Consider the following 18,126-nt stretch of genomic DNA (forward strand, 5'->3'; position numbering starts at 1 on the left):
CGGCTACCCCGCCGCACCCCGATCAATCCTGGCCGTCGGGCGCGGTAACGCGCGAGCGCGCCGCGCCCGACGGCGGTCGCGCTCAGCGCGAGCAGAGCACCTTCTCGGCGTACGCCCAGAGCCGGTCCGCGGCGTCCGGGTCGACCGCGTGGTCCGCGACCCCTCCGGTGGCGTCCGGGCCACCGGGCACCACCTCCACCTCCTGGTTGTCGACGAAGTACCGGCCGCCGATGCCGTCCAGCAGGGGTGAGGCGGCGAGCAGGACTGTGGTCGCCGCTCCCTGGGCGGGCGTCTTGTAGTAGTCCGGCACGACGAGGTTGCCCGCCTCGTCCATCGCGCCGAGCGCGCGCATCATGTCGTCGTCCAGGTGACGTTGCAGGTTGGTGTGGATGTACCCGGGGTTGAGGGCGTTGGCCGTGATCCCGTCCTTGGCCCACCGGCGGGTGATGCCGACCGCGAGCAGGACGTCCGCGGTCTTCGACTGCCCGTACGCCGACCACGGGTCGTACGGGCGCCGCTCGAACTGGGGGTCCTCGACGTCGAACGGGGCGCCCAGGTGCGCACCGGAGCTGACCACCACGACCCGGGCCGCCCCTGCGGCACGCAGGTTGTCGTGCAGACCGACCGCGAGCGCGAAGTGACCCAGGTAGTTGGTCGCGAGCTGGAGTTCCCAACCCTGCGCGGAGAGCTGCCGGGTCGCGAGCGCCATGATTCCGGCGTTGGCTACCAGCGCGTCGAGCGGGCCCCGCCAGGCCGCGACGAAGGCGTCGACCGACGCCAGATCGGCGAGGTCGAGCGCTGCCGACCGGACGACGCCCCGGGTGGCGTCGGTGGCGAACTCCTCGACGAGCCCGGCGGCCCGCCGCGGGTCACGGACCGCGACGGTGACCTCGGCGCCGGCGCCGGCCAGGGCGCGAACCGTCTCGACACCGAGGCCGGATGCGCCGCCGGTGACGATCATCCGGCGCCCGGTGAGGTCCACGCCGTCGAGGATCTCGGCGGCGGTGGTACGGGCGGTGAACGACGTGGTGAGGCGTGGGTTCGCTGTCATGTCAGCCAGACTAGAAACCTTGCACTGGACTGCCTATAGTCTAGGATCCGCGATACTTTAGTGATCGTCCAGGACGGTGCTGATGGATCCCCTTGAGGACGTACTGGCGTTGCTCGGTGCGACAAGCCACGTCTCCGCCGGCCTCGTCGCCGGAGGGCGCTGGGCGGTCCGGTTCGACCCACCGGCCGGCGCCAAGTTCAACGCCGTCCGGCGCGGCCACTGCTTCCTGCTCGTCGACGGCCAGCCGGAGCCGATCGGCCTCGCCGAGGGCGACTGCTACCTGCTGACCCGGCCGGTGGCCTACACGCTCTTCAGTGACCCCGACGCACCGGTCCAGCCGGCGTACCCGATCTTCGCAGCCGCTGGCGACGGCGTGGCGCACGCGGGCGACGGCGACGACATGTTCCTCATCGGCGGCGCGTTCTCCCTGGGCGACCGGGGTCGAAGTCTCCTGCTGGACAGCCTTCCGCCGATCATCCACGTGCCCGCCGACACCCCCGCGGCGGCCACCATCAGGTGGGCGCTCGACGAGATCGACAGCGAGTTGCGGCAGCCTCGGCTCGGCTCGCGGCTCGTCGCCGAACACCTGGCGCTCGTCCTGCTGATCCAGGTCCTGCGGCTGCACCTGGCCCGCGATCCGCAGCACACGTCCGGCTGGCTGGCCGGGCTCGCCGACCCGGTGGTCGCCCCCGCGCTGCGGGCGATGCACGGGCGACCCGCGCAGTCGTGGACGGTGGACGAGATCGCCCGCGTCGCCGCCGTCTCCCGCTCCACGCTCGCCGCCCGCTTCCGGCAGGTCGTCGGCGTCGGCCCGTTGGAGTACCTCACGCGCTGGCGGATCGAACTCGCGGCGGACCGGATCCGCCGCGGCTCGGACACCGTCGCCGCCATCGCCCTGGCCGTCGGGTACGGCTCGGAGAGCGCCCTCAGCGTGGCCTTCAAGCGTGTCACAGGCGTCTCGCCACGGACCTACCGCAGGCAGATGGCCGGGAGCAGCCCGACCGGGTAGGCGAACCGGCAGCGCCGCGAGCGGCCCACGCACCGCGGATGTCGCCGGTGCGATTGGGCGCGTCCGGGCGGGGTAGACCCCGGTCTGCCACGCGGGTGGTGGGGCCCGCCCGCGGCTGGATCGCCGGCACCGGGCGGCCGGACGCCTCGGGGGGCGATGGCGGATGGATCAGCGCGGGTGAGCGAGCCCGACACCTTCGGCGACATCGTGGAACTGCGGGTGCACGGCGTCTCCGGCGCGAGCACCGAGCAGGTTCTCGGCCTGGAGCGGACGGTGCAGGTCGCCGGCGACCGCATGGGCGGCTTCGTCCGCGTCCGCCCCCACTGGTCGACGCCCGAGGCGCGAGGGGTGACGCTGGAGGCGTACCGCTGGGGTGATCTGCCCTCCGGCACGGTGGCCCGCTCCCTGGCGCTGGTGCTCCTGCTGCCGTTCCTGCTGGTCAACGTGGCGATCTGGATGCGCCCGGCGAACCCCCGCTCGGAGGCGATGGTCAAGTCCCTGTGCCGGGTGCTGGCGCTGACGCTCACCGCGTTGTACGTGCTCGCCATCGCCGGCGTCGCCCTCGACCTCGTCGCGTGGCACTGCCTGAACTCGCCCCGCTGCCTGGCCGGTCGCAGCTGGTTGTCCTGGTCCAGCGGCCAGCCCGTCGGGCGACGCCTGGCGGTGTTCGCGCTGGTGCCGGCCGTCGCGATCGCAGTGGTCTGGCGTCTCAGCAACCGTCCCGGGCGGTCGTTCGAGGCGTTTCGCGGGCCCGACGAGGAGTTCTCCGGGCATCGGCTCAGCACTGTCGGCACGTGGGCGTCCGAACCGCTGGTCGGACGGCTCCGGTCCATTCACGTCGCCGCCGCGTTCGGGACGCTGAGCCTGGTCCTGCTCGCCGCCCGCGCCGCACAAGGCGCGTCGATCGCCACTGTCGCGTTGGCGGTGACCACCGGCGTGCTCCTGGCGGCCTGCGTGGTGCTGCTCTGCACGCCACAGGTGATCGACAGGTCCCCCACCGACCGGCGGCTCGACGCGATCACCACCACCCTCCGGACGACCGCGATCATCCTGACCGTCGTGGTCGTGGCCCATGCGCTGACCAGCCCCGCCGCCTGGAGCGAGGTGGATGCCCTGCCCGGCTACGACGCCACCCTGATCTGGCTGTTCTCCGCCCAGACGGCACTGCTGGCCGCGCTCGGTGTCGTCCTGCTCTGGCGGCGCCGGGGCAGCCCCCTGTTCGGCCTGGGAGCGCTGGTCATCGCGGCCACGGCGATCAGCGCGGCGGTGGCGTACTCCGCCGAGCTCGTCTACCGGGTGGCGGACTACCTCGACCGCGACCTGCCGACCGGGGAGGGCATCGCGACCGGCCCACCTCGGGCGTACACCTGGGCGACCTTCGGTTTTCTCCGCACCGTGGTGGTCACGGCGCTCGTCGCCGGCCTGGTCGTCCTGGTCTCCCGCCCCGGCCGCCGCCGCGCGGCGGCGGCGATCGTCGCGCGCGACTACCCGGACGCGCCGGCGGAGGCCGGGCCGCGGCTGCGCCAGGTCCGCGACGCGCTCGCCCGAGCCAGACTCACCGAACGCCTGGTGCTGCTGGCCGTGGTCTTCGGGTGTCTCGCCGGGATCGGCTCCGCCACCACGACCCTCGATCTGCTGGGGCTGTTTCCGGGCGACGTCGTCGAGCGGTACGCGCGGTTGCCGTCCGACGCGATCACCTTCGGCATCGCGTTCGCCAGCTGGGCGAAGGCGGCGGCCATCGTCGGGCTGATCCTCGGCGGAGTCTTCGCCTACCGCACCGCGGGGTTCCGGCGGCACGTCGGCGTCATCTGGGACCTCGGGACCTTCTGGCCCCGGGCCGCCCACCCGTTCGCGCCGCCCTGCTATGCCGAGCGGGCCGTGCCGGAGCTGACCCGACGCATCACCTACCTGGTCGAGCGCGGCAACGCCGTGCTGCTCGCCGGGCACAGCCACGGCTCGGTCCTGCTCGCCGCGGCAGTCCTCCAGTTGCCGCCCGGGATCGGCAACCGGATCGCGCTGCTCACGTACGGGTCACCGCTGCGCCGGCTGTACGCGCGGCTCTTTCCCGCGTACATCGACGACGCGGTGCTGCGCGAGATCGGCAACCGGGTCGGCTGGCGGTGGGTGAACCTGTGGCGCGACACCGACCCGATCGGCGGGCGCGTCTTCCCCGACCGGGGGTCACCGGCGTCCGAGGGTGACCCGGCCGCCGCGGTGGACCGGCGGGAGCGCGATCCCAGCGACGTGGTGACCCCGCCGGGCGACAGCGTTCCGCCACCGATCAAGGGGCACTGGCCGTCCGAGGCCGACGAGCGGTACGTCGAGGCGGTACGGGAGTTGGCGCAGCGCCTGCGGCACGCGCCGCGCGAGTGACACGAGCCGTCACCGCGCCACCAGAGGGCTGGTTATCGCGCCGCCTGGGCACGCCAGTCGTCCAGGCGTGTCCCGGGGATGCGGGCGCCGTCGGCGGGGACGAGTGAGCGCTCGCTGAGCGTCGCGCCGAAGTACCGGGCCGCGGGGTCGCTCACCACGGTGCGGGAGTCGTGGCGGGCGGCGAGGACCGACCGGCCCAGCTCGTCGAGGCGGAACTGCTCGGGGCCGGCGATCTCGACAGTGCCGTTCAGCGGTGCGCCGACCGCGACCGCGGTCACCTCCGTCGCGACGTCGTCCGCTGCCATCGGCTGGATGAGCACCGGCGCCAGCCGTACCGTGTCACCGTCCGTGGCGGCGTCGACGATGCCCTGGACGAACTCGAAGAACTGGGTCGCGTGGATCACCGAGTACGGCAGCCCGGACGCGGCGACGAGCTTCTCCTGGGCGACCTTCGCCCGCATGTACCCACCCTCGGGGAGCCGGTCGGAGCCCACGATGGAGAGCACGACGTAGTGCCGCACCCCGGCCGTCGCGGCGGCGGCGAGGAGGTTGCGCGTCGAGGTCTTGAAGAACTCCCGCACGGCGGTGTCCTCGAACGACGGGGAGTTCGACACGTCGACGACGACATCGGCACCGTCGAGCGCTTCGGCCACCCCCTCGCCGGTCAGCGTGTTCACGCCGGTCTTCGGTGACGCGGCCACCGCCTCGTAGCCCTGCCCAGCGAGGTTCCGGACGACCTTGGAGCCGATCAGGCCACTCCCGCCGATGACGACGATCTTCATGATCGGACCACTTCCCGTCTGGGGCGACGTGCGGAATCGCAGGACAGAATCAGCCTACGGAGCGCGCCTCACCGGCGCGGTTGACATCGCCGCTCATGATTGTGGTCGCTGCCCGCGAATCCCGGAGGTAGACGTGGCCGCTGTGTCCCACCCGGTGTTCGCCCGGGTCTACGAGCGGCTCAGCATCGCCATGGACCGCGCCGGCACCGCCGCGTTCCGCCGCGACCTGGTGGCCGGCCTGACCGGCCGGGTGCTCGAGGTCGGCGCCGGCAACGGCCGCATGTTCACCCACTACCCCCCGACCGTGACCGAGGTCGTCGCGGTTGAGCCGGAACGCCGCCTGCGTGCCGCCGCCGTCCGGGCCGCCCCGGCCGCGCCCGTGCCGATCACGGTCGTGGACGGCGTGGCCGAGGCGTTGCCCGCCGCCGACGGCGAATTCGACGCGGTGGTTGTCGCGTTGGTGCTGTGCACCGTTCCCGACCAGGCCGCCGCGCTCGCCGAGATCCACCGCGTGCTGCGCCCCGCCGGGCAGCTGCGCTTCTTCGAGCACGTCGCCGCCGAGGAGTCCGGTCGCCTCCGTCGGGTCCAGCGATTCTCCGACGCCACGCTCTGGCCGAAACTGTTCGCCGGCTGCCACACCGGTCGCGACACCACGGCCGCCATCGAGGCGGCCGGGTTCACCATCGACGAACTGCGTCGCTTCCGGTTCCCGGCCGGCAGTTCCGGCCCTTCCTCGCCGTGCGTTCTGGGCGGGGCGATCCGGCCGTAAGCGGGCTGCACGGCGGGTCGAGGACCGCCTGACCTGATGTGAAGTCGACTTCCCGCTACCCCACTTTTCTTCCTTATTGCCCCATTTGGTGGGCAAACATCCCGATCGCATGATGTGGTGGTCAGCGCACTCGGCCTGTTCCAGCCGGCCGGATCGAGCAGGACGCGCGACGCCTCCTGCGAGTTTTCTGCACGGAGGTTGATCTTGACAGCACAACCCATTCGTCGGTGGCGATGGGCGGTCCTGCCGGCCCTCGGGGCTTCCGCGGCCGTCGCCGTCGCCGCCAGCCTGCTTCTCTTCAGCTCGACCGCCGCCAACGCGGCGGATGCGCCGGTGGGGTTGGGTACGGCCGGAAACTTCTCCGTCCTGGCGGGAGCCGAACCGACAAACACCGGCCCGAGCTTCCTCGCCCAGAGCCTCGGCAGGTTCCCCGGCAACACCGCATCGGGCTTCGGGACCGCGACAATCGGTGGCGAGGTCCACCTTGGCGACGCGGTGGCGCTGCAGGCCCAGAGCGACCTGACCATCGCCTACAACGACGCCGCCGGCCGGACGCCGTTCACCAACCTGCCCGCGGAACTCGGCGGCAACACTCTCAATCCGGGCGTCTATCGGATCGGGGCCGCGCAGCTGACCGGGGCGCTGACCCTCAATGGTCAGGCCGATCCGGCGGCCGTGTTCATCTTCCAGGTCGACTCGTCTCTGACGACGGCGTCGAACAGCAGCGTCGTCCTCATCAACGGAGCGTCGGCCTGCAACGTGTTCTGGCAGATCGGCAGCTCGGCGACGATCGGCACGGGCACGACCTTCGTGGGCACCATCATGGCCCAGGCGTCGATCACGATGGCCACAGGCGCGACGCTGCAGGGCCGCGCGTTGGCGCGGACCGCCGCCGTCACCCTCGACACCAACACCATCACCGCTCCGGTCTGCGCCGGGCCGACCGGACCTCCGGGGCCGACCGGACCTCCCGGACCGACCGGCCCCGCCGGGCCCACCGGCCCGGCCGGTCCCTCCGGCCCACCCGGCAGTCCCGGAGCCCCTGGCAGCCCCGGCGCACCCGGCAGTCCGGGAGCACCGGGCAGCCCCGGCGCACCCGGCAGCCCCGGCGCACCCGGCAGCCCCGGCGCACCCGGCAGCCCCGGCGCACCGGGCAGCCCCGGAGCCCCCGGCGCACCCGGCAGCCCCGGGGCACCTGGCGCACCCGGCAGTCCCGGAGCCCCTGGAGCACCTGGTGCACCCGGTAGTCCCGGAGCACCTGGCAGCCCCGGAGCACCTGGCGCACCCGGCAGCCCTGGAGCACCCGGCGCACCTGGCAGCCCCGGCGCACCGGGCAGCCCTGGCGAAAACATCCTGCCGGTCACCGGCAGCGGCGTGGTGCCTGCCCTGACGGGCGTCGGAGGCGTCCTGGTCAGCCTGGGCGTGCTGGCGTTCTTCCTCGCCAGCCGCCGACGACTGCACGAATCCTGATCGACGGGCCCGGCCGGTGTGACCTGCCGGCCGGGCCTCGATCGGCGTCGGTAGCTCCGCGCCAGGGCGCCCGGCCGCCACGTCGGGCGCCCTCGTCGACCCGGAGCCGTGGTCCGTCCAGCCGGCCCGCCTGGGGCTTCACACCGAACCGGCGCTCATCGAGGTGGCAGGGAAGCCAGCCAGTCGTCCAGGGCCGCCGGGCTCGCGAACAGCAGCACCGGCGGCCCGGTCGGATCGGCCTGCCAGGCCCGCATCCGCCGCCGCGCCCGGCCGAACGCGCCGACGTGCCAGAGCAGGATCGAGTCGCGGGACAGCACACTGCCGAGAGATTCGCGGTTCCCGTTGCAGATCACCTCGCCCGTGCCCAGGCGGCGCAGCGTACGGCGCAGCAACCGCCCGAACGAGCGCCACCGGGGGTAGTCCAGGGCCACCACCAGGTCGGCGCGCGCCAGCGGCACGTCCCGCCATCCGTGGTACGCCCCGTCGAGGATCCAGCTGTCCCGACGGCAGATCTCCTCGATCCGGCTGCGCTGCTGGGCGACGGGCACCTCGACCCACCCCGGCAGCCACAGCAGGTCGTCCACCGGATACCACGGCACCCCGAGACGCTGCGCCAACCGGGCGGCGAGAGTGGACTTGCCCGCGCCGTACACCCCGTAGATCAGGATGCGACGCGGTGCGGTCATCGCGGAAGCGTACGCGGCGGTGTCCAGCGGGCTTCACCAGATGCTGGCGAGACGGGCCGGCCCGTCTGGCCAGCAGGGCCCGCCGATAATCGCTTGCCGCAGTCGGCGGGGCGCGGCCAGAGTGGTGCCCATGACGTACTGACGGACACCACCTGAGCACCGCGCCGAGGCCGCTTTGCGCCGCCCGGTGCCGTACCGCCGTCCGTCCCCTTGCGATTCAGCGAGAAGTGAGCGTCGTTGTCTGAGCACCACTCCCCTCGGGAGTCTTCGTACCCGTCCGCCCCGGCCACCGTCACCGTGTTCGCGTCGCCCGCGAGTTGGATCGAGTCCGCCGCGCTCGACCAGTGCCGGCAGGTGGCCGCCCTCGACGGCATGGTCCACGTTGCCGGCATGCCGGACCTGCACCCGGGCAAGGGCGCCCCCATCGGCGCGGCCATGGCGTCGACAGTCCTGTACCCGTTCCTGGTGGGCTCGGACATCGGTTGCGGCATCGCGGTGTTCCCCATTCGACTCCGACGCGTCGTACCCGAGCGACTGGCCGCCCGGTTCCCCGACCTCGACCACGCGCTGGACCCCGACCGGGACGCCGACGACCCGGCCTGGGCCGTCGTCGGGGGCGAGGTTCCCGCCGGTCACCGGGACGGTCTCGGCACGGTCGGTCGCGGTAACCACTTCGTCGAGCTGGCTCGCGTCGACACCGTCTTCGCACCCGAGCACGCGCACCGTCTCGGGCTGGCCACCGGTGACCTCGTCCTCGTCGTGCACAGCGGCTCGCGGGGCCTGGGTGAGCGGATCCTGCGCACGCACACCGAGACGCACGGGGCCGGCCCCGCACCCGACCCGGCCGCGTACCTGGCCCGACACGACGAGGCGGTGCGCTGGGGCTCGCTCAACCGGCGGCTGCTGGCCGCCCGGGTGGCGTACGCCCTGGGCGCCGAGCCGACCGAGCCGGTCGTCGACCAGTGCCACAACCTGGTCGAGGTGCGCGACGGCGTCTACCTGCACCGCAAGGGAGCGGCGCCCGGTGACGGCCGCGACGTGCTCGTCGCCGGTACGCGCGGCACCGCGTCGTACCTGGTGGCCGCCCACGCCGGGGCGGACGCCAACCACTCGGTGGCGCACGGGGCGGGTCGGAAGATGTCCCGCGCCGACGCGCTGCGCCGGGGCCGGGCCAAGCACACGGTCGAGGAGCTGCGGCGTACCCCGGTGGGTTCGCTTGTGGTGTGTGGCGACCGCCAGTTGCTCTTCGAGGAGGCGCCCACGGCGTACAAGCGGATCGAGCAGGTGATCGGCGATCTCGTCGAGCACCGGCTCGCCACGCCGGTGGCCACCACGATCCCCCTGGTCACCTACAAGACGCCGGACGTCGGGGCCGGGCCGAGGTCGGACCGGCGCGACAAGCGTCGCGGGCGGGGTCGGTCGTGAGCGCGCACCTGCTGCTGTCCGCCGGCCGTGGCCCGCGGGAGTGCGCGTGGGCGCTGGCCCACCTGTTGCGCCGCCTGGAGGGTGAGGCCACCCGGCGGGGCGTGACGGTCCAGCGGGTCGACGCGGTGTCCGGTGACCGGCCCGGCACCTACCGGTCGGTGCTGATCCGGCTGTCCGGCGCCGACGTCGAGGCGTTCGCCGCCTCCTGGACGGGGACGCTGTGCTGGCAGGCGCCCAGCCCCTACCGGAGCGGCGCGGGTCGCAAGAACTGGTACGTGACAGCCCAACCGCCGCCGAGCGACGCGCCGACGACGACGTTCACCGAGGCCGACGTCGACATCGTCGGGTGCCGCACCGGCGGTCCCGGCGGCCAGCACCGGAACAAGGCCAGCACCGCGGTACGCGCCACCCACCGACCCTCGGGCCTGGTCGTGGTGGTGGACGACGAACGGCAGTTCAGTCTGAACCGGCGCATCGCCCTCGATCTGCTGCGCCAGCGCGTCGAGCGCGGCGACGAGGCGGCCCGCCGCGCGGTCACGACCGCTCGTTGGCGCATCCACGACGACCTCGTGCGGGGCGACCCGACCCGCGTCGAACGCCCGTAGGCCGGCGGCTCAGACCTCCAGGACCGCGTCGGCGAAGGCCCGGGGCGCCTCCTGGGGCAGGTTGTGCCCGATCCCGCCGCCGACGGTCCGGTGCTCGTACCGGCCGGTGAACTGCTTGCCGTAGACACCCGGGTCCAGGTGGGGAGCGCCGTTGGCGTCACCCTCCAGCGTGATGCTGGGCACCGTGATCTTCGGCTTGCCGGCCAGGCGCTTCTCGACCTCGTCGTACTGCGGTTCGCCGTCGGCCAGCGCCAGCCGCCACCGGTAGTTGTGGATCACGACGTCGACGTGGTCGGGGTTGTCGAACGCGGCGGCGCTGCGCTCGAAGGTCGCGTCGTCGAACGCCCACCTTGGCGATGCCGTCTGCCAGATCAGCCGGGCGAAGTCGCGGCGGTTGCGGTCGTACCCCTGCCGGCCGCGCTCGGTGGCGAAGTAGTACTGGTACCACCAGGAGAACTCGGCCCTGGGCGGCAGCGGCGTCCGGCCCGACTCCTGGCCGTCGATCAGGTAGCCGCTGACCGACACCAGACCGGAGCAGCGCTCCGGCCACAACGCGGCCACGACATCTGCCGTACGCGCGCCCCAGTCGAACCCGGCCAGCTTCGCGCTGTCGATGCCCAGGGCGTCCATGAGGGCGATGAGGTCGAGCCCCATCGCGGCCGGCTCGCCGTTGCGGACGGCGTCGTCGGATCGGAAGCGTGTGGTGCCGTAACCCCGCAGGTACGGCACGACGACCCGGTGGCCGGCGTCGGTGAGCAGCGGTACGACGTCGACGAAGCTGTGGATGTCGTACGGCCAGCCGTGCAGGAGGATCACCGGGGCCCCGTCGGCCGGGCCGGCGTCCACGTATCCGACGTTCAGGACCCCGGCGTCGACCTGTCGCACGTCATCGAACAGGGCCATGGAACCGGTCCCCTTCCTCGGCTGATTCCCGCTGTCGAAACGCGGCTCCGGACCAGCGGCCCAGCCCCGAAATCGTAGGAATCCGCGAGCCGACCGACAGCGAGTTGCGCAAGAACGGCAGGGCCGGCGCGCGGATCACTAGAATGCGTGCGCGAACACGACACGCTCCGTGTGGTCGCCACGCTGGTCGTAGGGTGGTGCCATGGCTGAGCGATCCCTGACCCTGATGGCGGTGCACGCGCACCCCGACGACGAGGCGACGAGCACCGGTGGCGTCCTCGCCCGGTACGCGGCCGAAGGTGTCACCACGGTCCTCGTGACCTGCACCGACGGGCGATGCGGCGACGGCCCCGGCGGGGTCAAACCCGGTGAGCCCGGCCACGACCCGGCCGCCGTCGTGGCGATGCGTCAGGCCGAACTGGAGGCCAGCGCGGCCACGTTGAAGGTCACGCACCTGGAGACGCTCGGCTACGCCGACTCCGGGATGATGGGCTGGACGACGAACGACCAGCCCGGCTCCTTCTGGACGACGCCGGTGGCCGAGGCCGCGGAGCGGCTCGCCGACCTGATCCGCCGCTACCAGCCGGACGTCATCGTGACCTACGACGAGAACGGCTTCTACGGCCACCCGGACCACATCCAGGCGCACCGCATCACCATGGCCGCCGTCGCGCAGACCGACGTCCCCGCGAAGGTCTACTGGACCACCGTGCCGCGGACGGCGTTCGCGGAGTTCGGCCGGATCATGAAGGATCTCGGCATCGAGTGGGACGACCCGGACCCGTCGTCGGGTCAGCCTGAGCTGGGGCTGCCCGACGACGAGATCACCACCTGGGTCGACACCCGGAGCTACGGCGCGCAGAAGTTCGAGGCCCTGGCCGCGCACGCCAGCCAGACCGAGAACATCTTCTTCCTCCAACTGGGCCAGGAGCGGTTCACCGAGCTGATGGGCACCGAGACCTTCGTCCGGGTACGGGACACCACCGACGCGCCGGTGCCCGAGGACGACCTCTTCGCCGGCCTGCGCTGACGCGTACCCACACCCGGCGGCGGGGCCCGCTACCGTTGCCGGGTGCGGGTGGTGGTGGCGGAAGACCTGATGTTGTTGCGGGACGGGCTGATCCGGCTGTTGGAGGCCCACGGCTTCGAGGTGGTCGCCGCCGTGGGCACCGGGCCGGATCTGCTGACCGAACTCGTCACGCGGCGCCCCGACGTGGCAGTCGTCGACGTGCGGCTGCCACCGTCGTACACCGATGAGGGTCTGCGGGCCGCGCTCGCGGCGCGGGCCGAGGTGCCGGGACTGCCGGTGCTGGTGCTCTCGGCCTACGTGGAGCGGCTGTACGCGCGGGAACTGCTCGCCGACGGCCACGGCGGGATCGGCTACCTGCTCAAGGACCGGGTGTCCGACCTCGACGAGTTCGTCGCCGCGGTCCGCCGGGTCGCCGCGGGCGGCACCGCGCTCGACCCCACAGTGGTGGCCAAGCTGCTCGACAGCCGGGCGCGGGTGCTGCCCCTGGACCGGTTGACCCCCCGCGAGCGGGAGGTGCTCGGCCAGATGGCGCAGGGCCGGTCCAACGCCGCCATCGGCGCCGCCCTGTTCATCACGGAGAAGGCCGTCGCCAAGCACACCAACAGCATCTTCGCCAAGCTCGGGTTGCAGTCGTCCGAGGACGACAACCGGCGCGTCCTGGCCGTCCTCGCCTACCTCGACGCATAGGGGTACTGGTACCACCACGGGAGGGGTTCCAGGCTCCTCGAAAGGCGTCGCGCCAGCGGCGAGCCTGAGACCATGACCGCAACCATTGGCACGACGGCCCTTCAACCGGGCCCCGTCCCCCGCTCCGACCGCGCCCTCGCCCCCGACCTCGCCCGCGGGGCCATGCTGCTGTTCATCGCGCTCGCGAACGCCGCGAACGCCGCGTTCGCCGGCCAGCCCGGCCTGGACGGCACGCCGCACGGCGCGCAACGCGTCGTCAACGCCGTGCTGGCGATGTTCGTCGACAGCCGCGCCTACCCGGTCTTCGCCGTCATGTTCGGGTACGGCCTCGTGCAGATCGCCCGACGACAGGGCGCGAACGGACGGCGGATCCTGCTGCGGCGCAACGCCGCCCTGATCGTCTTCGGCCTCTGTCACGCGACGCTGCTGTACTTCGGGGACTTCCTCGGCGCGTACGGCATCGTCGGTATCGTCGCCACCCTGTTGTTGCTGCGCCGCGGCGACCGGTTCCACCGCGTCGTGCTGTGGCTCTGGGGCATCCAGACCGCGTACGCAGTGGTCCTGGCGGTGACCGCGCTCGTCGGCGCGCGCGGCGGCGACGCCGTCCTGGCCAACACGCCGAACCCGTCGCTGGCCGCCTCGTCGTACGGGCAGTCCATCCTCGACCGTCTCGCCGAGTGGCCCGTCCACACCGCCACCGTGCTCCCGTTCATCGTCATCGTGTGGCTGGGCATCTGGGCGGCCCGGCACCGCATCCTGGAGAACCCCGCCGCGCACCGCGTGCTGCTGCGCCGCGTCGCCGTCGGCTGCCTCGGCATCTCCGTCGTCGGCGCGCTCCCGTACGCGCTCATCGCCGCTGGTGCCGTGCACGTCGACGCCGCTACGGTCGAGGCCATGGCACTCGTCCACGCCGTGAGCGGCGAGTACGGCGGGCCCGGCTACGTGGCGTTGTTCGGCCTGCTGGCGCTGCGACTCGACCGCGCCCGCCGCGGCCCTGCCCTGCTCGCCCCGGTGATCGCGCTCGGGCAACGGTCGCTGAGCGGATACCTGTTGCAGTCCGCGGTGTGGCTGGCGGTGTTCGCGCCGTGGGCGATGCACCTGGAGGGCACGTACGCCGCCGCCGGCGTGGCGGTCGTCACCTGGCTGGTCTCGCTGGCCGCCGCCTGGGCTCTGAGCGTCACCGGTCGCCGGGGGCCGGCGGAGACGCTGCTGCGACGGATCACCTACCGCACCACCCGCCGATGACCGCCACCATCCGCAGGACCGTGGCCGGGGCGCTCTGCGTCGCGGCCACGGTCGCCTGGTTGGTCACCGGCCGGGGCGTGTTCTGGCCCCGATGGGTGTACTTCGGGGTCGGCATGATCCTGCTCGGCCGGCTCCTGCTGCGGCGGGCACTGCGGGTGCCGCCGGGCCGGCGTCTCTGGCTCGCCCTCGACGCCGCCGCCTGCACCCTGATCGGGTGCGCCGACCTCAGCGTCTGGGTGCTCACCGGCGGCGGCTACTTCTGGCCGGCCTGGACACTGCTCGGCCTGGTGACGATCGTCGGGCTGCACGCCTGGGTGGTCAGTCGCCCTCCCGGCGCCCGCGAGCGGGAGCTCACCGAGCGGGTCGCCACCCTGACCCGTTCCCGCCGCAGCGCCGTGGACCAGCAGGCCGCCGAGCTGAAGCGGATCGAGCGCGACCTGCACGACGGGGCCCAGGCCCGTCTGGTGTCCCTGTCGCTGGCCCTCGGCCTGGCCGGGGACCTGCTGCGCCGCGACGTCGACGGCGCCGCGCAGCTGCTGGCAGAGGCCCGCGCCACGGCGACCGCCGCCCTCGACGACCTTCGCACCGTCACCCAGAGCATCCATCCGGCGGTGCTCGCCGACCGTGGCCTCGGTGACGCCGTCCGTGCCCTCGCGCTCGACCTCGCCGTGCCCGTCACCGTCACCGGCGACCCACCCGCGCAGCTCCCGCCGGCGGTGCAGACCGCGGCGTACTTCGCGGTCGCCGAAGCCCTTGCCAACGTGGCGAAACACAGCGCCGCCACCGCGGCGACGGTGACCTTCGACCGGGCCGGCGACATGCTACGGATCCACGTCGACGACGACGGTTCCGGTGGCGCGGACCCGGGCCGCGGCACCGGCCTGCGCGGCATCGTGGGTCGCCTCGACGCCATCGACGCCCGCCTGTCGGTGGACAGCCCGGTCGGCGGCCCGACCCGGGTCACCGTCACGATCCCGATCGAGCCGGGCTGACAGCGGTACGCCTCAGGACGTCGCGGTCGACTGCCCGCTGCGGCTGTCCGGCCGTACGCCCTGGCCCGGGCGGTCGGTCAGCACCCGGGGGCCGGCCTCGGTGACCGCGACGGTGTGCTCGGAGTGGGCCGAGCGCGAGCCGTCCGCGGAGCGGATCGTCCAGCCGTCCTGATCAAATTTGATCTTGCCGGTGCTGCGGCAGAACCACGGCTCGATCGCGAGCGTCAGGCCGGGCTTGAGCTTCATGCCCCGCCCGGGTCGCCCGTTGTTGGGCACGTGCGGGGCCTCGTGCATGGTGCGGCCGATGCCGTGCCCACCGAACTCGTCGTTGACCTGGTAGCCGTAGCGGTGGGCTACCTGGCCGATGGCGGCGGAGATGTCGCCGAGCTGGTTGCCCGGCCGCGCGGCGTCGATGCCGGCCGCCAGCGCGACCTCGGTGGCCTCGATCAGCTTCAAATCCTCCGGGTCGGGGGTGCCGACGACGAAGGACAGCGCGGAGTCGGCAGCCCAGCCGTCGATCCCGACCGCCATGTCGATGCTCAGCAGGTCACCGTCGCGCAGGACGTAGTCGTGCGGCAGACCGTGCAGCACGGCGTCGTTGACCGAGAGGCACAGGACGTTGCGGAACGGGCCGCGACCGAACGACGGCGTGTAGTCCCAGTAGCAGGAGTCGGCGCCCCGCTCCCTGATCCGGCGGCGCGCGTGGTGCTCCAGGTCCAGCAGGTTGACCCCTGTCGCGGCCACGGCGCGCAACTCGGCCAGCAGCTCGCCGACGAACTGGCCGGTCACCGCCATTCGATCGACTTCCGCTGCGGTTTTCAGCTCGATCACGATCAACCCTTCCCTCTCTGGTGCGGTATATTTATACCACGCTGGCCGGGGCTGCCGGCGGGTCGACATTGCCGGTCCGTGCGGGCGCATCTATCCTGCTCACATGGTCCGCCCACCCCTCACCCCGGAACAGATCGCCGCGGGGCAACGCCTCGGAGCGGCTCTCCGGGTCGCACGGGGCAGCCGCAGCCTCGTCGAGGTGGCCCTGGCGGCCGGCATCTCACCGGAGACGCTGCGCAAGATCGAGGTGGGCCGGCTCCCGGCGCCCGCGTTCGGCACAGTGGTCTGCCTCAGCGAGGTCCTCGGCGTCGCACTCAGCGACCTGGCCGAGGTGTGGCTGGCCGACCTGCGCGTCCGCGAGGCGTCCTGAGCGCTCGGTCGACGACCACTGGGCAGCCGCCCGTGGTTCGACCGGTCTGCGTCCAGTCGGATATCCGCGATCGCCTGACGACCAACCGATCCATCCTGCCCACCTGGTTCCCCCGCACCCTGTGCCAGATCGGTGCGGAGCAGCGCTTCGAGTCGTAGCCTTCAGGCCATGATCTTCATTACCGCCAAGTTCCGGGTGCTGCCCGAGCATGCCGACCAGTGGCCGCAGATCGCCGCCGCGTTCACCGACGCGACCCGCGCCGAGCCGGGCTGCCTGTGGTTCGACTGGTCCCGCAGCCTGGACGACCCGACCGAGTACGTCCTGGTCGAGGCCTTCCGCGACGACGAGGCAGGCGCGGCGCACGTCCAGTCGGCCCACTTCCGGGCCGCGCAGGAGACGCTGCCGCCGCACCTGGCCGAGACGCCGCGCATCGTCAACGCCACGGTCCCGCAGCAGGACTGGTCGCTGCTCGGCGAGATGGCCGTACCCGAGGCCCACTGACCGCCTGCCGACGCCGGCCGGGGCCACTCCCGCCGGATCCGCTCGGCTCTCCTCGCCCGACCCGGGCCGGTTGCTCCACTGGGGACTGTCGGATATCCGCGATCGCCAACGCCGGCCCGGGCGGAGGATGTCGCACATCGATCTCGTCACTAAGGTCCACCGTGACAAGCGCCTGCCGGGGAAGGCGGTGATCGATGCGTTGCGTCACCTGTGGGGCCGACACCGATGCGGCGCTCCCCACCTGCCAACGGTGCGGTTCGGCCCTGCCCGGCGCCGCCGCGCCGCAGCCGGAGCCTCCGCCTCACGCGTCCTCCGTCGCGACCGAACCTCCCAACGCGACACCCGTCGCGGACGAACCTCCCAACGCGACACCCGTTGAGGCCGAGTCCTCCAACGCGACACCGGTCGAGGCCTCGTCGTGGGGAGCGTCGCCAGTCGTCGGCGGTGCCTCGGGCGCGCTGTCGGGGGCTGCCGTGTCGCCCCCGCTGTGGGATCTGCTCGTGTGCGCGGTGCTGTTCGCCGGCTGGGTGCTGGTGCTCCTGCTCATCGCGCTCGCCAGGGGCGCCGAGGACCCGTCCGAGGTGCCGGGTCGACTGGCCCTGTGGCACTACGTGCTCGCCGCCCTCGCCGTCGCCATCTACCTGTTGACGGCCGTCCGGGGCGTACCCGAGTCACCTGGGCACCTGTGGGCGCGCGCGGCCCGTGGTGACGGGCGTGACGGTGACCTGCGGCGAGGGCTCCAGCTTCTGGTGCCCACGCTCGTGGTGACAGTCGCGGTGGCGCTCGTCGCGGGCCTGACAGTGCCGCTGCCCGACGCCGTCTCCGAGGCGACGTCCACCTCGGTGACCCCGACCGCCGAGGACGAGGTGCCCACCGGGACGCCGCCGACGCCCGACCCGGTCCCGACGACGTTCGGCCCGGAGACACCGACACCGACGGTGAGCGACGATCCGGACGCCCGACGGCGTACGCAGGCGGAGGCGGTGGACGCGCTGCTGTCGGAGTCGATCGCCTCGCGCGGCGACCTGGCCACCGCCATCGCGGCAGTGGGTGAGTGCCGCGACCTGAACCGCTCGCTCGGCCTGTTGGACGGCGTGACACGCCAACGCCGCGCCCAGCGCGACCAGGCCGGGGCACTGACCGTCGACGCGCTCACCGACGGCCCGGCGATGCGCTCCCACTTGGTCTCCGCCTTCACGTACGCCGGGGACGCGGACGCGGCCTACGCCGCCTGGACGCGGCGCTCCATCAACTCCGGCTGCTCGCTCGACGCCAACTGGCGACGGGGCAACCAGCTCTCCGAGCAGTCCCAGAAGGCCAAGAACGAGTTTCTGCGCCGGTGGAACCCGATCGCCGTCTCCTGCGGGCTGCCCACCCGCACCAGCAAGGAAATCTAG

At 72.8% G+C, this 18,126-nt stretch carries 18 protein-coding genes; 13 read left to right on the top strand and 5 right to left on the bottom strand.

Annotated elements, in window-relative coordinates; all coding sequences use genetic code 11:
• Positions 1-82: 82 nt before the first annotated feature.
• Positions 83-1,051 carry an SDR family NAD(P)-dependent oxidoreductase gene (locus AB0B97_RS19730; protein WP_357495272.1) on the bottom strand — a complete coding sequence of 323 codons (969 nt, stop codon included), beginning with the start codon at positions 1,049-1,051 and terminating at the stop codon, positions 83-85.
• 82 nt (positions 1,052-1,133) lie between these two features.
• Here AB0B97_RS19730 and AB0B97_RS19735 point away from each other — a divergent pair, with 82 nt between their 5' ends.
• Together AB0B97_RS19735 and AB0B97_RS19740 are read left to right on the top strand one after the other, a co-directional pair.
• Positions 1,134-2,060: an AraC family transcriptional regulator gene (locus tag AB0B97_RS19735; protein WP_357495274.1), complete on the top strand. Its 927-nt coding sequence runs from the start codon at positions 1,134-1,136 to the stop codon at positions 2,058-2,060.
• A 177-nt stretch (positions 2,061-2,237) separates the two neighbouring features.
• On the top strand, positions 2,238-4,433 hold the full coding sequence (locus AB0B97_RS19740; RefSeq protein ID WP_357495276.1) for a hypothetical protein: 2,196 nt from the start codon (positions 2,238-2,240) through the stop codon (positions 4,431-4,433).
• Between the two features lie 32 nt (positions 4,434-4,465).
• Here the strand turns inward: AB0B97_RS19740 and AB0B97_RS19745 are convergent, their stop codons facing one another.
• On the bottom strand, positions 4,466-5,215 hold the full coding sequence (locus tag AB0B97_RS19745; RefSeq protein WP_357495278.1) for an NAD(P)H-binding protein: 750 nt from the start codon (positions 5,213-5,215) through the stop codon (positions 4,466-4,468).
• 133 nt (positions 5,216-5,348) lie between these two features.
• Here AB0B97_RS19745 and AB0B97_RS19750 point away from each other — a divergent pair, with 133 nt between their 5' ends.
• Positions 5,349-5,984: a methyltransferase domain-containing protein gene (locus AB0B97_RS19750; RefSeq protein ID WP_357495280.1), complete on the top strand. Its 636-nt coding sequence runs from the start codon at positions 5,349-5,351 to the stop codon at positions 5,982-5,984.
• Positions 5,985-6,188: 204 nt separating this feature from the next.
• Complete coding sequence (locus tag AB0B97_RS19755; RefSeq protein ID WP_357495282.1) at positions 6,189-7,454, top strand: ice-binding family protein; 1,266 nt, start codon at positions 6,189-6,191, stop codon at positions 7,452-7,454.
• 155 nt (positions 7,455-7,609) lie between these two features.
• On the opposite strand, the gene AB0B97_RS19760 is transcribed toward AB0B97_RS19755, so the two are convergent.
• Positions 7,610-8,140, bottom strand: coding sequence for an adenylate kinase (locus AB0B97_RS19760; RefSeq protein ID WP_357495284.1), 531 nt, complete (start codon positions 8,138-8,140; stop codon positions 7,610-7,612).
• Positions 8,141-8,377: 237 nt separating this feature from the next.
• Here AB0B97_RS19760 and AB0B97_RS19765 point away from each other — a divergent pair, with 237 nt between their 5' ends.
• Together AB0B97_RS19765 and prfH are read left to right on the top strand one after the other, a co-directional pair.
• Positions 8,378-9,565 (top strand): RNA ligase RtcB family protein, encoded by a 1,188-nt coding sequence (locus AB0B97_RS19765; RefSeq protein ID WP_357495286.1) that lies wholly within the window; start codon positions 8,378-8,380, stop codon positions 9,563-9,565.
• Positions 9,562-10,170: a peptide chain release factor H gene (prfH, locus tag AB0B97_RS19770; RefSeq protein ID WP_234582868.1), complete on the top strand. Its 609-nt coding sequence runs from the start codon at positions 9,562-9,564 to the stop codon at positions 10,168-10,170. The genes AB0B97_RS19765 and prfH overlap by 4 nt, the downstream gene beginning before the upstream one ends.
• A gap of 9 nt (positions 10,171-10,179) precedes the next feature.
• On the opposite strand, the gene AB0B97_RS19775 is transcribed toward prfH, so the two are convergent.
• Positions 10,180-11,073, bottom strand: a complete 894-nt coding sequence (locus AB0B97_RS19775; protein ID WP_357495289.1) for an alpha/beta hydrolase — start codon at positions 11,071-11,073, stop codon at positions 10,180-10,182.
• Between the two features lie 202 nt (positions 11,074-11,275).
• Between AB0B97_RS19775 and AB0B97_RS19780 the strand changes: the two genes are divergently transcribed.
• The 4 genes from AB0B97_RS19780 to AB0B97_RS19795 all read left to right on the top strand — a co-directional run bounded on the left by AB0B97_RS19780 (position 11,276) and on the right by AB0B97_RS19795 (position 15,027).
• The gene (locus AB0B97_RS19780) at positions 11,276-12,103 is read left to right on the top strand and encodes a PIG-L family deacetylase (protein ID WP_357495291.1); all 828 of its coding nucleotides are present in this window, start codon (positions 11,276-11,278) and stop codon (positions 12,101-12,103) included.
• Between the two features lie 42 nt (positions 12,104-12,145).
• Positions 12,146-12,790 (top strand): response regulator transcription factor, encoded by a 645-nt coding sequence (locus tag AB0B97_RS19785; RefSeq protein WP_357495293.1) that lies wholly within the window; start codon positions 12,146-12,148, stop codon positions 12,788-12,790.
• Between the two features lie 72 nt (positions 12,791-12,862).
• Positions 12,863-14,035 (top strand): DUF418 domain-containing protein, encoded by a 1,173-nt coding sequence (locus AB0B97_RS19790; RefSeq protein WP_357495295.1) that lies wholly within the window; start codon positions 12,863-12,865, stop codon positions 14,033-14,035.
• Complete coding sequence (locus AB0B97_RS19795) at positions 14,032-15,027, top strand: histidine kinase (RefSeq protein ID WP_357495297.1); 996 nt, start codon at positions 14,032-14,034, stop codon at positions 15,025-15,027. The genes AB0B97_RS19790 and AB0B97_RS19795 overlap by 4 nt, the downstream gene beginning before the upstream one ends.
• Positions 15,028-15,039: 12 nt before the next feature.
• Here the strand turns inward: AB0B97_RS19795 and map are convergent, their stop codons facing one another.
• On the bottom strand, positions 15,040-15,858 hold the full coding sequence (map, locus tag AB0B97_RS19800; RefSeq protein ID WP_357495299.1) for a type I methionyl aminopeptidase: 819 nt from the start codon (positions 15,856-15,858) through the stop codon (positions 15,040-15,042).
• 103 nt (positions 15,859-15,961) lie between these two features.
• On the opposite strand from map, the gene AB0B97_RS19805 reads away from it, so the two are divergent.
• The 3 genes from AB0B97_RS19805 to AB0B97_RS19815 all read left to right on the top strand — a co-directional run bounded on the left by AB0B97_RS19805 (position 15,962) and on the right by AB0B97_RS19815 (position 18,126).
• Entirely contained in the window at positions 15,962-16,228 is a 267-nt protein-coding gene (locus AB0B97_RS19805; protein WP_234582878.1) for a helix-turn-helix transcriptional regulator, read from the top strand.
• 168 nt (positions 16,229-16,396) lie between these two features.
• A complete protein-coding gene (locus AB0B97_RS19810; protein WP_234582879.1) occupies positions 16,397-16,729 on the top strand; it encodes a putative quinol monooxygenase in 333 nt (110 codons plus the stop codon).
• A 473-nt stretch (positions 16,730-17,202) separates the two neighbouring features.
• Positions 17,203-18,126 carry a hypothetical protein gene (locus AB0B97_RS19815; protein WP_357495302.1) on the top strand — a complete coding sequence of 308 codons (924 nt, stop codon included), beginning with the start codon at positions 17,203-17,205 and terminating at the stop codon, positions 18,124-18,126.

This window comes from Micromonospora sp. NPDC049004, assembly GCF_040649315.1.
In the GTDB taxonomy this organism is placed as follows: domain Bacteria; phylum Actinomycetota; class Actinomycetes; order Mycobacteriales; family Micromonosporaceae; genus Micromonospora.